At 66.5% G+C, this 14,552-nt stretch carries 14 protein-coding genes; 7 read left to right on the top strand and 7 right to left on the bottom strand.

Features of this window, described 5'->3' with window-relative positions:
* Positions 1 to 3: 3 nt before the first annotated feature.
* On the bottom strand, positions 4 to 516 hold the full coding sequence (locus BTO20_RS30895) for a sensor domain-containing protein (protein WP_157680364.1): 513 nt from the start codon (positions 514 to 516) through the stop codon (positions 4 to 6).
* A gap of 236 nt (positions 517 to 752) precedes the next feature.
* Between BTO20_RS30895 and BTO20_RS30890 the strand changes: the two genes are divergently transcribed.
* Positions 753 to 2,018: a DUF5642 family protein gene (locus tag BTO20_RS30890; protein WP_198344122.1), complete on the top strand. Its 1,266-nt coding sequence runs from the start codon at positions 753 to 755 to the stop codon at positions 2,016 to 2,018.
* A 46-nt stretch (positions 2,019 to 2,064) separates the two neighbouring features.
* On the opposite strand, the gene BTO20_RS40765 is transcribed toward BTO20_RS30890, so the two are convergent.
* From BTO20_RS40765 to BTO20_RS30875, 3 genes are read right to left on the bottom strand one after another with little or no spacing between them, the layout of a single operon-like run.
* Positions 2,065 to 3,066, bottom strand: coding sequence for an EspA/EspE family type VII secretion system effector (locus tag BTO20_RS40765; RefSeq protein WP_232490905.1), 1,002 nt, complete (start codon positions 3,064 to 3,066; stop codon positions 2,065 to 2,067).
* Positions 3,067 to 3,070: 4 nt separating this feature from the next.
* On the bottom strand, positions 3,071 to 3,685 hold the full coding sequence (locus BTO20_RS30880; protein WP_087079665.1) for a TetR/AcrR family transcriptional regulator: 615 nt from the start codon (positions 3,683 to 3,685) through the stop codon (positions 3,071 to 3,073).
* Positions 3,686 to 3,702: 17 nt separating this feature from the next.
* On the bottom strand, positions 3,703 to 4,953 hold the full coding sequence (locus tag BTO20_RS30875) for a cytochrome P450 (protein WP_198344121.1): 1,251 nt from the start codon (positions 4,951 to 4,953) through the stop codon (positions 3,703 to 3,705).
* 92 nt (positions 4,954 to 5,045) lie between these two features.
* Here BTO20_RS30875 and purD point away from each other — a divergent pair, with 92 nt between their 5' ends.
* On the top strand, positions 5,046 to 6,314 hold the full coding sequence (gene purD, locus BTO20_RS30870) for a phosphoribosylamine--glycine ligase (protein WP_087079664.1): 1,269 nt from the start codon (positions 5,046 to 5,048) through the stop codon (positions 6,312 to 6,314).
* 111 nt (positions 6,315 to 6,425) lie between these two features.
* On the opposite strand, the gene BTO20_RS30865 is transcribed toward purD, so the two are convergent.
* On the bottom strand, positions 6,426 to 7,259 hold the full coding sequence (locus BTO20_RS30865; protein WP_087079663.1) for an alpha/beta hydrolase: 834 nt from the start codon (positions 7,257 to 7,259) through the stop codon (positions 6,426 to 6,428).
* Positions 7,260 to 7,368: 109 nt separating this feature from the next.
* On the opposite strand from BTO20_RS30865, the gene BTO20_RS30860 reads away from it, so the two are divergent.
* On the top strand, positions 7,369 to 7,998 hold the full coding sequence (locus tag BTO20_RS30860) for a TetR/AcrR family transcriptional regulator (RefSeq protein WP_087079662.1): 630 nt from the start codon (positions 7,369 to 7,371) through the stop codon (positions 7,996 to 7,998).
* Here BTO20_RS30860 and relZ read toward each other — a convergent pair.
* Entirely contained in the window at positions 7,995 to 9,722 is a 1,728-nt protein-coding gene (gene relZ / locus BTO20_RS30855) for a bifunctional ribonuclease/(p)ppGpp synthase (RefSeq protein WP_087079661.1), read from the bottom strand. The two genes, BTO20_RS30860 and relZ, sit on opposite strands and share 4 nt — an antisense overlap.
* A 50-nt stretch (positions 9,723 to 9,772) precedes the next feature.
* On the opposite strand from relZ, the gene purB reads away from it, so the two are divergent.
* Genes purB through BTO20_RS30835 form a run of 4 tightly spaced genes read left to right on the top strand, consistent with a single transcriptional unit; the run spans position 9,773 to position 13,881 of the window.
* Positions 9,773 to 11,191, top strand: coding sequence for an adenylosuccinate lyase (gene purB, locus BTO20_RS30850; protein WP_087082920.1), 1,419 nt, complete (start codon positions 9,773 to 9,775; stop codon positions 11,189 to 11,191).
* Positions 11,188 to 12,408: a cytochrome P450 gene (locus BTO20_RS30845; protein WP_087079660.1), complete on the top strand. Its 1,221-nt coding sequence runs from the start codon at positions 11,188 to 11,190 to the stop codon at positions 12,406 to 12,408. Before purB ends, BTO20_RS30845 begins: the two co-directional genes overlap by 4 nt.
* Positions 12,405 to 13,319: a tellurite resistance/C4-dicarboxylate transporter family protein gene (locus tag BTO20_RS30840; RefSeq protein WP_087079659.1), complete on the top strand. Its 915-nt coding sequence runs from the start codon at positions 12,405 to 12,407 to the stop codon at positions 13,317 to 13,319. Before BTO20_RS30845 ends, BTO20_RS30840 begins: the two co-directional genes overlap by 4 nt.
* Positions 13,300 to 13,881: a DUF1707 SHOCT-like domain-containing protein gene (locus BTO20_RS30835; protein ID WP_087079658.1), complete on the top strand. Its 582-nt coding sequence runs from the start codon at positions 13,300 to 13,302 to the stop codon at positions 13,879 to 13,881. Before BTO20_RS30840 ends, BTO20_RS30835 begins: the two co-directional genes overlap by 20 nt.
* Positions 13,882 to 13,921: 40 nt before the next feature.
* Here the strand turns inward: BTO20_RS30835 and BTO20_RS30830 are convergent, their stop codons facing one another.
* On the bottom strand, positions 13,922 to 14,545 hold the full coding sequence (locus BTO20_RS30830; protein ID WP_087079657.1) for a hypothetical protein: 624 nt from the start codon (positions 14,543 to 14,545) through the stop codon (positions 13,922 to 13,924).
* Positions 14,546 to 14,552: the final 7 nt, after the last annotated feature.

Here is a 14,552-nt window from a genome sequence, read left to right as displayed (position 1 = left end):
GTACTACCGCTGTGCATCCTGGAGCCGCTCGACAAGATTCAGTGCGTCGATCGGAGCAAGTTCGCTTGGCACCAGCGTCGACACTCCGATGAGAGCGGTGTCCGACAGTCGGTACCCGTCAGTCACCATGTCGCCGTTGAGGATCAGAGTGTTCGGGTCAGGATGCTGCAGCGTGCGGTGGTAGTAGTCGGCATTCATATCTGAGCACGCCGGCGCCGCCGCGACGATCCGCTCGAATGCGCCACGGGCGGCGCCTGCATCGGGATATATGGCAATGCTCTGGGCAAGGGAGGCGATGCCGGGGAGCAACGGGTGCGGGATGTCAGCGCTGTAGGTGACTGAGCGGAACTGTGTCCAGTCCGTGCCGAACACGACCGGTTGGTCGTAGACGGCCCGGCACAGTGCTGGCGTATCGGGAATCGGGACCGGGGCGACAAGATCGCCGTGGCCAGGTACATCCGGGACGTGGAATTCATGAATACCGGTGATAGCGCGTATGTCGTCGACGGAGAGCACCGTTGGGCTCGTCGGTGTTGCAGTAGTTGTCGGTGCGCCGGCTGTCGCCGTCGCGAGTGCGAGACAGCAGAACGCGGCCACCATAGGCAATGACCTGCGTGCGTGTCCAGCAAGTATCTCAGTCATTTCGCCCCTCGTACTTCAGGTTTGACTCAGTCTAGGGGCGGCCCGACGGGTGCCTGGTCGGCGATTTCATTGGTGTCCGGCAGGATCGGTACGTCGCTTAGGCTTGGGCAATGGGGTCACGGATAGCCGCGTTCGTTGTTGCGGTCTGTACAGTTGTCGTTGCTGTTGTCGGTTGCTCGCCGAGTTCACGGGATGCGGCTCCGACCACCACGGCCCAGACCCCGGACTACGACATCTCGCGGTTGAGTGAGATAGCGCCGGCGTTCCCGCCGGGGAACGTACCGCAGGTGACCCCCAAGCAACGAGTGGATTCCATTCTGCCCGGTGATATCGATCGTTTCGCAAATGGCACTTTGTCCAGTGTTGACCCGCCGCAATGCCGTTCGCTGCTCAGGCCAGTGGACGTATCAGTGGGCAGCGAAGTTGCGAGGATCTACGCCCCAGGGCCCACCAGCGACATCTCGATGATGGCTGTGAAACTGGCCGCTCCTCTGACGGCGGATATCCCCGTGCAGGGCTGCGATCACGTCGGCTATACCCTTGATCAAGGTCAGCCCGGCGGTACCGTCGAACGGATCGAGGCTCCGCACATCGAGGGCGCCAGAACGCAGGGGATCCGATATCAGGTGTCGACCGATCCTGTTGCGTTCACGTATGAGTACACAGCATTTCTCGGCGACCGAGTCGTGGTTACACTGCGCACTTCGCGTAAGCAAGAAACACCCGAACCACCCGGAGTTGCGGATTTGCTCGGTGACGCCGTCGCGGCCGTAAAGGGCACGTATACGCCTTCCTCATCGAAGGCCCCCCTGTTGAAGAACGACATCAACCGCCTGGCGAATGTGAAAGACGCTTTCCCGCAAGGTATTACGCCGAACGTCATCCCGGCCCGGACCTCGGGCGATATCGACACTGTGAAAATCGGCCGCCTCGTCGGGTCTGCGTCGACCAGTGTCGATCCGCCACAGTGTGAGCCGGTGTTGCAGCCTGTTCGGCAATCGGGCGGAGCATTAACGACGGCGCTGGATACACCTGGGCGTGACGGTCCCCACGTTGTCGTGGGCGCGTCGCAATCCGATCACTTATCGCAGGTCGAGCTGCCGCAAACAGGATGCGAGCACATTTCCTACTCGGCGGAAGGGGAGCACGGAACGGTCGACCGGTTGGTGCCGCCGACGATCGACCATGCCACAACCTTCGCGTTCAGAACCCAATACACCTACGACTACGGCGTGTCCGGAACCAGGCACTTCTACTCGGCGATTCTCGACGACAACATCTACATCACTGTCCGCGGCCAGCTTGACTCGGATGAGGAGTCTGAGCAAGCGCTTCCGGAGCTATTGGTCAAAGCAGTGGCCGCGATCCGCGGGTAGCGGGCCTCCGGCGATTGGGGGTCGGCGCACCGACGATGTGCAGCTGTCAGTTCGGTCGAGGCTGCATCGGCGGTGGCGGCGCGGTTAGCGGACCGGGAACCCAAACGTCAGGCCCGATCTCAACGTAGCCGTACGGTGCGAATACATGGTTGCTTGGGTCGAGGTGCACGGTCACCACCTTGCTGAGATCGAGGGGAACGACCGGCTCCGTCGGCTTGTAATCGGGGTTGCGTGGGTCGGGGACCCAGGCATCCGGACCGATCTGAATGTCAGGCCAGGGCATGTACTTGCTCCTCACCGGGCCAGGCTGGATCTCCGTGGTGTTGATCGGATGCTTGGGCGGGTGTGGCTTGTAGTACGGGCTGTTCACATCGGGAACATAAATCCCCGATCCAGGCACAATTTCTTTGTATCGATTGAAGTCAATCTCGTCCTTGCCGGCGTACTTGATGTCATCGGCATCCAGAATTACCGGTCCCTTGGAAGTGGGCCACGGCGTCAACTTCGGGCCCATGAAGTTCGACATCTCTTTGGCGTCGGGGGCTTTCTTTTTGTCGTCTCCGCCGATTTCGTCGTATTCCTTGCCGATGCCGCGGACGCGTTCACCGATGGCGGTCATCTGGCTGTTGGACTGCTGGATGATGTCGCTGATCTGGCTCAGGCCCTTGCTGGCGATGGCGAGTTTGACGTATTCGCCGGACTTGTCGTTGGGGGCTGAGGCGGCGGCGGTGGTGACCCAGTCGCGGACTTGGTCGAGGTTTTGGCGGCCGGCGGTGACGACTGCTGCGGAGCGGTCGACTTCGGTGGCCATGCGTTGGTCGAGGTCGGCGAGTTTGCCGTAGACGGCGGCGTGCTTCTGGTTCTTCGCAGTGTAGGCGTCGGCGGCCGAACCCTGCCAGCGCGAATCTGGGGTTGCCGCCTGCACGGCGGACTGCATGTCACGCAACTGCGAGCTGCGGTCGAACTCCGCGCCGGTTTGTGGCGCGCCGGAGCCGAAGGTGTTGCGGGCCTGGTCCCAGGTTGAGTAGAAGGCGTCGAGCGCGCTCATTTCATCAGTCTAAGGGCGACGCAGCGGCCGCAATGACAGCAGATCCGACCCATCGCCGCAGGTAGGCGCGTAGCGCTTCACCGGTGCGCGGCGGCCGGCCGGGGTCGATGACGAACGACTGGATGATCCGCAGCAGATGCTCGGCGAGGTCGTCGAGGTCGTCGTCGGTGAATCCGAGGCTGGCCCAGTCGACGTCGAATCGGCGCAGCACGGCCCGGGCGAAATCGACCGCCACATCCGAGGTCACCGACTCGGTGTGGGCGTCGGCGCGCCCGGGAGCGATCAGCAGGCCGATGTGCTTGTCCTTCGGCAGCCACTCCAGTGCGGTGGCGATGGCTTCGGTGACAGCCTCCACGGGATCGGTGATGCCCTGCAGGTGGGCGGCCAGCCGATCGAGGAAATCGCTGGCCGCATGCACCGCGGCGGCCACCAGCAGGGCATCGGTGCTGGGGAAGTACCGGTACACGGTCTGGCGGGTGACACCGAGGGTGCGGGCGACGTCGGCAATCGAGAAGTCGGCGCCGCGCTCGTCGATCGCCTTGCTGGCGGCGGTCAGAATGCGCGCGACGGCCTCGTCATCGGTGGCGGGCGCTGAGCCGGCCCAGCCGTGGGTACGCACCCCGGAATTGTAGCCAGCTACCGGTAGGCGACCTGCAGATCCTTGACGCCGTTGATCCATCCCGACCGAAGCCGTTGCGGTTCACCGAGTTTGGAGATGTCAGGAATCTGGTTGGCGATCTCGTTGAAAATCAGCTTGATCTCCATCCGGGCCAGGTTGGCACCGATGCAGTAGTGCGCGCCGTTGCCGCCGAACCCGAGGTGAGGGTTGGGATCGCGCAGGATGTCGAAGGTGAAGGGGTTCTCGAAGACGTCTTCGTCGTAGTTGGCCGAGCTGTAGAAGAGGCCGACGCGTTGTCCGGCACGCACTGTGACACCGCCGATTTCGCTGTCGACCAGGGCGGTGCGCTGGAAGCAGTGCACGGGGGTGGCCCAGCGGACGATTTCGTCGACGGCGGTCTCGGGCCGTTCACGCTTGAAAAGCTCCCACTGGTCCGGGTTTTCGAAGAATGCGTTCATGCCGTGCGTCATGGCGTTGCGGGTGGTCTCGTTGCCGGCCACGGCGAGCAGGATGACGAAGAACGCGAACTCGACGTCAGTGATGGGTTCCCCACCTCCGTCGCTCAAGTCGGCCTGCACCAGCTTGGTGACGATGTCATCGGCCGGGCACTGCCGACGCTGCTCGGCCATGTTGTACGCGTAGCCCATCAGCTCGGCGTTGGCCATTGTCGGATCACTGTCGAAGTCGGGGTCGTCGGTGTTCATGATCGCGTTGGTCCAGTGGAACAACCTCTCCCGGTCGGCCTCTGGCACGCCGATCAGGTCGGCGATGGCCTGCAGCGGCAGGCTCATCGCGATGTCGTCGACAAAATTGCCACTGTGCTTCTCCGCGGCTGCGGCCACGATCTCCCGCGCGGCGACGGCGAGTTTCTCCTCCAGCGTGGCCACCGCCCGCGGCGTGAACAGCCGCGAGACGATCTTGCGCAGCCGGGTGTGCTCGGGCGCGTCGTGATTGATCAGCAGCGCCTTGGTCAGGTCCAGCTGCTCGCTGGTGACGCCCTCGGGCAGCCGCATCACCGCGCCCTTGGCGTTGGTGGACCACACGTCGCCGCCGTTGCGGGAGATGGTCTTGATGTCCTCGTGCCGGCTGACCACCCAGTAGCCGCCGTCGTTGAAGATCGATTCGCCCTGCTCGTTCCACCACACGGGGGCGGTCTTGCGCAGCTGGGCGAACTCGGCGACCGGGATGCCATGCAGCAGCACCTCGGGGTCGGTGAAGTCGTATCCCTGCCCGAACGGACAGGCGCTCAGTGTCGTCAAACCGACCATCTCCTCGTGTGACGTCGAACACTTTCTTGAGTTTGACCATACACCTCGGTGTCAACTGTATGCCCTAAGGCGTGCCGCTACGCTTTACCTCCGTGCGCGTCCTCGTGATCGGATCCGGTGCCCGTGAACACGCTCTGCTCCTGGCGCTGCGCCGGGACCCAGAGGTCGAAGAACTGGCAATCGCCCCCGGCAATGCGGGGACGGCGATCATCGCCGACCAGTACGACGTCGACGTCACCTCCGGTGAAGCCGTCGTCAAACTCGCCCAGCGGTTGGGATCGGACCTCGTGGTGATCGGTCCCGAGGTTCCCCTCGTGCTCGGTGTCGGCGACGCGGTGCGCGCGGCAGGCATCGCCTGTTTCGGGCCGACGAAAGACGCCGCCCGGATCGAAGGCTCCAAAGCTTTCGCCAAGGACGTCATGACCAAGGCCGGTGTTCGCACCGCGAGCAGCGAGATCGTCGACAACCCCGGCCACCTCGACGCCGCGCTGGACCGGTTCGGACCGCCGGCTGGGCAGGCCGCCTGGGTGGTCAAGGACGACGGCCTGGCCGCCGGCAAGGGTGTTGTGGTCACCACCGACCGCGACACCGCGCGGGCACACGCCGCCAGCCTGCTCGACTCCGGCCACCCGGTGTTGCTGGAGTCATTCCTCGACGGCCCCGAGGTCTCGCTGTTCTGCGTCGTCGACGGGGAGACCGTGGTCCCGCTGCTGCCGGCCCAGGATTTCAAGCGCGTCGGCGACGGTGACTCCGGACCCAACACCGGCGGCATGGGCGCCTACTCGCCGTTGCCCTGGCTGCCCGATGCGGTGACCACGCAGATCGTCGACGAGATCGTCAAACCCGTTGCCGCCGAACTCGTTGCGCGTGGCAGCTCGTTCTCGGGCTTGCTGTACGCGGGCCTGGCCATCACGTCCAACGGGCCCGCGGTGGTCGAATTCAACTGCCGCTTCGGTGATCCCGAGACACAGGCGGTGCTGGCGTTGCTGGAGTCACCGCTGGGGCAGCTGTTGCGTGCAGCCGCGACGGGTGAGTTGGCGTCGTTCGGTGAGCTGCAATGGCAGGACGGCTACGCCGTCACCGTGGTGGTCGCCGCCGAGAACTACCCGGGCCGGCCGCGGGTGGGCGACGTGATCACCGGATCGGAAGCCGACGGCGTGCTGCACGCCGGTACTGCGCGTCGCGATGACGGCGCCGTCGTGTCCTCCGGCGGCCGGGTGCTGTCGGTGGTGGGCACTGGTCCGGATCTCTCAGCCGCCCGCGATGCCGCGTACACGTTGGTCAAGTCAATCAAGTTGCCGGGCAGCCACTTCCGCACCGACATCGCGCTGGCCGCAGCCGAGGGTCGCATCAGTTTGTAGGGCTCACCTTTCCGGCGCGAGCAGACAGTGCGGTACGCGAAACGCGGCGTGTCGGGGTACCTGAGTGTCTGCTCGCCGGGAAAGGTGAGGCGGGGAGAAGGTGACGCGGGATCAGGCCACCAGCAGCGGAGCCATCCAGGAGATCTCGGCGGGCAGCTGCTGGCTCCAGAACCCTGAGTCGTGACCGCCGGGGGAGAAGCCGCCGGCCGGATGGTTGGGCAGCTGCGCGATGAACTGCTGAGTGGCCGAGTAGAACGGATCGCTGTTGCCGCAATCGATCCGGATGGGGATCGACCCCAGCGCGGGCAGTCCCCACACGGTGTTGGCGGCGTAGTCGTCGGCGCCGTCGAAAGCGCCCGGCGCGGTCGCCCCGGATGACGTCCACAGTGCCGGGCTCACCGCGCAGATCGCCGCGGTGCGCGCAGGCCCCAGCCGCGCGCCGAGCAGCAGGGCGCCGTATCCGCCCATCGACCAGCCCAGGAAGCCCACGCGTGAGGTGTCCAGACCCTGGTCGCCGAGCATCGGGATCAGCTCGTTCAGCACCATCGTCCCGGAATCCTCACCGGACGCGCGCTTGTGCCAATAGCCGCCTCCGCCGTCGACGGCGACCACCGCAAACGGCGGCAACCCGGCCGCAACCGCTTGTGCCAAACCGTTTTCCACGCCGCCGGCCATCACCTCGGCGGCGTCGGAACCCTTGCCGTGCAAGGCGATGACGGGCCGCAGCTTGCCGGTCTGGCCGGGTGGGCGGGCGATGGCCCAATTGGTGTCGACGCCGCCGCGGGCTGCGGACGTGAACGATCCGCTGACATAGGTCGGCGCGGCGGCGGGCGGATTGGCCAGCGCGGGAGCGGACCCCAGAGCTGTTCCCAGCGTGTAGGCACCGGCCGCACCGGCACCGAGGCGCAGCAGGGCGCGACGGTTCAAGTCAGGCATGGCGGCCATCTTGCCATCGTGTCGTCGCCACCGACGAATGGCTCCGTCGTCCGAATAAACCTGAGTAAAGACTGATGATTGGCCGAAAGCCGTATGGCGGGTGGGCTCGACTGGCAGCATGCTAATGGTGACAGCAGCAGTCACTCCGAAGGGGGAGCGTCGGCGGTACGCCCTCGTAAGGGCGGCCGCGGACCTGTTGTGTGAGGGCGGATTCGACGCCGTCCGTCACCGTGCCGTGGCCCGCCGTGCCGGCTTGCCATTGGCATCGACCACCTACTACTTCTCCTCCCTCGACGACCTGATCGCCAAGGCCGTTGAGGACATCGGAATCCGGGAAGCCGAGCAGCTGAAGGCCGGAGTGGCCGCGTTGAGCCGTCGCCGCCGCGGCGCCGAATCGACCGCCGACGTGCTGGTGGACCTCCTGGTCGGGGACTCTCCGGAAACCCGGGTCACCGAGCAGTTGATCTCCCGCTACGAGCGCTACATCGCGTGCGCACGCCAGCCCGGGCTGCGCGACATCCAGCGCCGAATTCGCCAACAGCGCACCGACGCGGTGGTGGAAGTGGTCGAGCGCTCCGGCCGGGCGGTGCGTTCCGAATTGCTCACCGCGCTGGTGTGCGCCGTGGACGGCGCGGTGGTCGCGTCGCTCATGGACGAAGGCGATGGTCCCCGCGCCAGCGCCCGCGCGACGCTCATCGATGTGATCGACGTGCTCGCCCCGGTCGACGAGCGGCCCGTGCACATCTAAGAATTGCCGCGCAGCTTCTCAATCCTGTTCTGCAACAACTCTGTTCGGTGTGCATTGCCCTCCAGGCCGATATAGCGCTCGCCGTACAGTGCGAGCAGGACGTCGTCCAGGCGGCGCACCGCACCCGGCGGGAACCGGTAGCCCATGGCATCGTTGACCTTGTCGGCGTCCACCGAGTCGAGCAGCCCGCTCAGCGCGTCCAACGACGTGATGCCGAGTTCCAGCAACAGCCCGGAGATCCAGCCGTAGTGGTCGGTGCGCGACCACCCCGCATCGCTGTAGCGGTTACCCAGATACGTTGCCAGCACGGGCGTGGCGATGCGCGAATCCGTCGACCAATCGGATTCCTCTTCGGTGACCGTCGTGCGCAGCCGCTGGCGGATCGCGGTGAACTCCCGGTCGGCCAGCTCCAGCAGCCCGGCCGCGAGCGTGAAGCGGCGGTCGAGATCGGCGCCGTGCTCGGCGGGGATCTGCCCTTTGTAGCGGACGTCGTGCTCGAACTCGGCCCACGCGTGCTGCAGCACCGTGCGCACCTGGATGGAGGCCGGCTGCTTCTCGCCCTCGACGCCGACCAGCAGGTGCCGGCTGGCATAGCCCCAGCGACCTTTGCGCGCGGTCTGCAGGCCGATGTCCTGGTCGTCGAGGAGGCGCATCTCCGTGGCCAGCAGATGGGCCACCGTGTCGACGTCCTCGCGCAGGTAGGTGATGACCCGCAGCCCGACTTGATCGGTGATCTCCACCAGGGGGTCGGTGTAGAGCCGACGCCCGTCGACGGTCCGGTCGACCTTGGCGGCGAACGATTCGACGCTCTTGGTGCGTGCCGTGATGCTCAGGTAGTTGATGCCCGCGTCGTCGAGCAGCCCCTTCACCAGAGCGAAGTAGCGGTCGGTGGCGGCGACCAGGGCGGGACGTCGTTCGCGGTACTCCGCGACCGCGTTCTGCGCCGTCAGCGCGGTCGGCGGCACCGGTTGGTCCGCGGGCTGTTTGCGGGTACGGGGCAGCCTGTCGGCGGGCAGCGAGGGGGTGACGATATAGCCCGAGGCGACGTCACCGTAGATCGTCACGTCCTCCGGCCGGTGGTACCAGTACAACCCGATGTAGGCACAGATCAGGGCGTCGACGGGGTCTTCGTCGCGGTCCAGCTGGCCGGGGCGCGTCGCGGCTTCGACCCGCTTGCGCAGCTCGACCCAACTGACGCTGCGGTTTGCCCGCAGCCGCGGGGTCGCCTTGTCGAGCTCCTCGACGTGGGTCATCAGTTTCAGTAGCTCGCGTTGACGATCCTCGAAAGATCCGCGCTTGTACTTCAGCGTCTTGTCGAGCCCGAACAACACGACCGCCGCGGGATGCGGGTACACCTCGATCGCCCGTCGGTGCGATGACGAGGCGGGGTCTATGTCCAGGTCGAGCGCGGAGGCGATCCGTGCCGCGCGGGGGTGCTTGAACTCGGGCCGCTCGGTGAACGCGGGGCGCGCGCCGGCGTCGAACCGCTGGAAGTCCCGGTTCAGCTCGCGTTCGCACGGTCGGTAGCCTTCGGCGTTCTTCACGATGAGCGGGGCGTCGATGGCCACCAGGCAGTCGTCTTTGACGTACGGCTTGATGGTTGCTGCGATGCTGTCGTCGTCCTGGGCCACGCCGACGTGGAGAACGCGCCCGTCGGCGTCGATCGCCGCGACACCGGTCTGATTCTTCTCGCCCCAGGCGAGGTCGAGCCCGACGAAGTGCATCCGTCCACTGTCTCATTGGTGCGCCCGGCTGGCCCGTAAGCTGTGTGTTCGTGACGATTCCGAATGTTCTGGCCAACCGCTACGCCAGCGAGGAGATGGTCGCGATCTGGTCGCCAGAGGCCAAGATCGTCGCGGAGCGCCGGCTGTGGGTGGCTGTGCTGCGTGCCCAGGCCGAGCTGGGCGTCGACGTGCCCGAGGGCGTGATCGACGACTACGAACGCGTGCTGGACAACGTCGACCTGGCCTCCATCGCCGCCCGCGAACGGGTGACCCGCCACGATGTGAAGGCCCGCATCGAAGAGTTCAACGCGCTCGCCGGCCACGAGCACGTGCACAAGGGCATGACCAGCCGCGACCTCACCGAAAACGTCGAGCAGCTGCAGATCCGCAGCTCCCTGGAGCTGGTGTTCGCCCACGGCGTCGCGGTGGTGGCCCGGCTGGCCGAGCGTGCCGTGGTGTACCGCGACCTGGTGATGGCCGGGCGCAGTCACAACGTCGCCGCGCAGGCCACCACGCTGGGCAAGCGGTTCGCCTCGGCGGCCGAGGAAAGCTTGGTGGCCCTGCAACGCGTCCGCGAGCTGATCGACCGGTACCCGCTGCGGGGCATCAAGGGACCGATGGGCACCGCGCAGGACATGCTCGACCTGTTCGACGGCGACACCGGCAAGCTGGCCGAGCTGGAACGCCGGGTTGCCGAATTCCTGGGATTCACCGACGTTTTCACCAGTGTCGGGCAGGTGTATCCGCGGTCGCTGGATCACGACGTGGTGTCCGCGCTGGTGCAGCTGGGCGCGGGGCCGTCATCATTGGCGCACACCATCCGGCTGATGGCCGGGCACGAACTGGTGACCGAAGGCTTCGCGCCGGGGCAGGTCGGATCCTCGGCCATGCCGCATAAGATGAACACCCGCTCCTGCGAGCGCGTCAACGGCCTGCAGGTGGTGCTGCGCGGGTACGCCTCAATGGCCGCGGAACTGGCCGGAGCGCAATGGAATGAGGGCGACGTGTTCTGCTCGGTGGTGCGCCGCGTCGCGCTGCCCGACGCGTTCTTCGCCCTCGACGGACAGACCGAGACGATCCTGACGGTGCTCGACGAATTCGGCGCCTACCCCGCGGTGATCCAGCGGGAACTGGACCGCTACCTGCCGTTCCTGGCCACCACCCGCATCCTGATCGCGGCGGTCCGCGCCGGGGTCGGCCGCGAAGCCGCCCACGAGGTGATCAAGGAACACGCGGTGGCGGTGGCGCTCGCCATGCGCGAGCAGGGCAAGGAGCCCGACCTGCTGGACAGGCTGGCCGCCGACCCGCGCCTGCCGCTGGACCGGGTCGCGCTGGAGACGGCCCTGGCCGATCGGCAGGCGTTCACGGGAGCCGCGGGCGCACAGGTCGACGGAGTGGTCGCGGCCGTCGACGAACTGGTCAGCCGCTACCCGGAGGCCGCCAAGTACACCTCGGGTGCCATCTTGTGACATTGGCAGATCTCACCGATCTGGACAATTTCGCTCATGGGTTTCCCCATGAGCTGTTCGCCGAACACCGGCGGGTGGCGCCGGTGTACTGGCACCCGCCGACGGAACACACGCCCGACGGCGAGGGTTTCTGGTCGGTGGCCACCCACGCTGAAACCCTTGCGGTGCTGCGAGATCCGTCGACGTTTTCCTCGGTGACCGGGGGCTCGCGGCCGTTCGGTGGAACCCTGCTGCAGGACCTGTCCATCGCGGGGCAGGTACTCAACATGATGGACGACCCGCGGCACTCCGAGATCCGCCGGCTGGTCAGCTCGGGGCTGACTCCCCGGATGATCCGTCGTGTCGAGGACGATCTGCGGACGCGGGCGCGCGCCCTGTTGGATTCCGTCTCGGTCGGCGAAGCCTTCGACTTCCTGGTCGACGTGGCGGCGGAACTGCCCATGCAGATGATCTGCATCCTGCTGGGAGTGCCTGATTCTGAACGGCATTGGCTCTTCGAGGCCATCGAGCCGCAGTTCGACTTCGGCTCGGCCCGCACGGCGTCGGTCGGGCAGTTGTCGGCCGAGGAGGCGGGCACTCGGATGTACACCTATGGCCAGGAACTCATCGCCGCCAAGCGGGCACACCCGACCGATGACATGCTGTCGGTGGTGGCCAACGCCTTTCGCGGTGACGAAGCGGCGGCACTCTCCGACGTAGAGCTGTACCTGTTCTTCAGCCTGCTGTTCAGCGCGGGTGCCGAGACCACGCGCAACGCGGTCGCGGGCGGCCTGTTGGCGTTGATCGAGCATCCGGATCAACTGCAGTTGTTGCGTTCGGATCCTGAGCTGCTGCCCACAGCGATCGAAGAGCTGGTGCGCTGGACCTCGCCGTCACCGTCGAAGCGTCGCACTGCGACCCGTTCGGTGTCCCTCGCAGGCTGCGATGTCGAGGCCGGGCAGAAGGTCCAGGTGTGGGAAGGTTCGGCCAACCGCGACGAATCGGTGTTCGCCAACGCGGACGTTTTCGACATCACGCGTAAACCCAACCCGCACTTGGGCTTCGGGTACGGCGTTCACTACTGCCTCGGCGCCAATCTGGCCCGGCTGGAACTACGCGTGCTGTTCGAAGAACTGCTTGAGCGGTTCTCGTCGGCCCGACTGGTCCAGCCCGTCGAATGGACCCGCAGCAACCGGCACACCGGCATCCGGCATCTGGTGGTGGAGCTCGCGGCGTGAAACCCGAGATGTTCGCGATAGTCATGGCGACCGGCATCGTGTCGATCTCCGCTGCGGACCACGGTTTCGGCATCGTCAGCGTGCCGTTGGCGGCGCTGGCTGCTGTCGCACTTCCAGTGTTGATGTACCTGGCAGCCGCGCGATGGCGGACGTTCGATCTGCGCGACATCGACACGGTGGTCGGCTTCTTCACGTATGTGGCGGCATGTGCGGTGCTGGCCTCGCGATTCGCCGACCACTCCGTGGTGCTGTGGGGGCTTGGGGCGATGGGCCTCGTGGGCTGGTTGTCGCTCGTCCCGTCGCTGCTGAAGAGGATGTGGCGGCTGGGCCCGACTGGGCTGCGCGACCGGGCGCATGGCACTTGGGAACTCGCCAGCGTCGCGACGTCCGGACTGGCCATCGTCTTTGTCGCCGCCGGAATCGTGTTCTGGGCGCTCATCTTCTGGGCCTGCGCGCTGGCGGCGTACTGCGTGATGACACTGCTCATCGCGTGGCGGGCGTTGGGCGAACCCGAAGCTCGGCGCAACGTCCCACCCGATCACTGGATCCTGATGGGCGCGCTCGCCATCGCCACATTGGCCGGCGAGCACATTCACGCCGCACTGCACCCGGGACCGCTCGCCGACGGCGTGCGGATCATCACCATCGTGACCCTCGCCGTCGCCACCGTGCAGATCGTGCCGCTGGCCATCACCAGCTGGCGTCAGATGCTCGACTGGCCCGCGGTGTTCCCGCTCGGCATGTACTCGGCGGCCACCTTCGCGATGATGCTCGAAACCGGTTGGCAGCCATTGGCGATCGTCTCGCTGGTGTTCTTCTGGATCGCGCTCGCGGCGTGGCTTGCGGTCGCGGTCATCGTGACTCGTCGGCTGATTCGCCTAACCTCGGAGCATGGACTCAGGCCAGAATGACCACCTCCGCGTCTCGGACGCCGAGCGGGCCAAGGTAGGCCAACTGCTTGAGCGGGCGGTCAGCGAGGGAATGCTCACGCTCGACGAATTCACCCAGCGCTACGACGCCGCACTGGCCGCACGCACCCGCGGCGAACTGCGGGTCGTGCTCGCCGACCTGCCGATGGCGGTGACCGCCGCACCACGCCCGGCCCCGGAGGTGTTGCGGGGCCGCATGTCATCGATCGTGCGGCGGGGGCAATGGACGGTGGCCCCGGTTCTGCAACTCAACACGCGGATGTGTAGCACCACGCTCGACTTCACCTCGGCCGTGCTGCCCGGCCCGCTGGTGGAGATCGTCATCGACGACTACTGCAGTTCGACCGAACTGATCGTGCCGTCCACGGCGACCGCGGACCTCAACGGCGTCGACGCCGTCGCGGGTAGTGCGACGGTCAAGGTGCGCACCAGCCCGCCGTCGCAGCAGCTGCATCTCATCGTGCGGGGCCGAGTCCGGATGGGCTCGGTCACCGTGCGCCATCCGTTCGGGAGCTGGCTGCGACGGCTGCACGGGAGTCGATAGCGACCGGATCTCGGCTAGCACCCGGTGCGGGTATGCGCGATCAGTCGAGGCGACGCAGGCGCATGCCCGCTGAGCGCAGTTCGAGGGCGGCCAGGCCGCGGATGGCGTGTGGTTCCTCCCGGCGCCACGCCCCCACGGGGTCGTCGGACACCGCGGTCAGCTTGGTCAGTGGCCGGTTGGCGAGGGCGCGCAGGGCCAGCAGTTGCTCGCCCGCGGCGGTCGAGGCCAACGTGATGGCCGTCCACTTGCGCCGGAAGAACCGCACGCGCAGGTACAGCCACGGCATTGCGACGAACAGGATGGGAGCGGCGGCCACGGCCAGTGCCAGCACCCAGGCCAGCCAGCTGGCGGTGGAGTCGAGGCTGCTGCCTGCTCCGGCGATGTCCAGCGCCGCCTCGCTGGCTGCCCGTAGTGGCTTGCTCAGGGTGTCGCCGACCAGCGGTATGTGGTGCGCGCTGTCGCCGGCCGAGTCCAGATTGTCGGCCACGCCGTTGGCGCCGTCATGCACTTGGCGGCCCACCGTGGCGATGGTTGCGATGGCCGAATGCACGGCAATACCGACGAGCACCCACACCGTTATCCACGCCAGTACCGCGACGTCGCTGAACAGTTGCGCCAGCAATCGGCCGGGTCTGTGGGCGTACGGCAGGTACCGCGATCTCATGGCACCG

Origin of the sequence: Mycobacterium dioxanotrophicus, assembly GCF_002157835.1 — a bacterium.
Taxonomy (GTDB): Bacteria; Actinomycetota; Actinomycetes; order Mycobacteriales; family Mycobacteriaceae; genus Mycobacterium; species Mycobacterium dioxanotrophicus.
The sequence above is the reverse complement of the archived record's forward strand: the minus strand, read 5'-3'. Positions and strand labels throughout refer to the sequence as shown.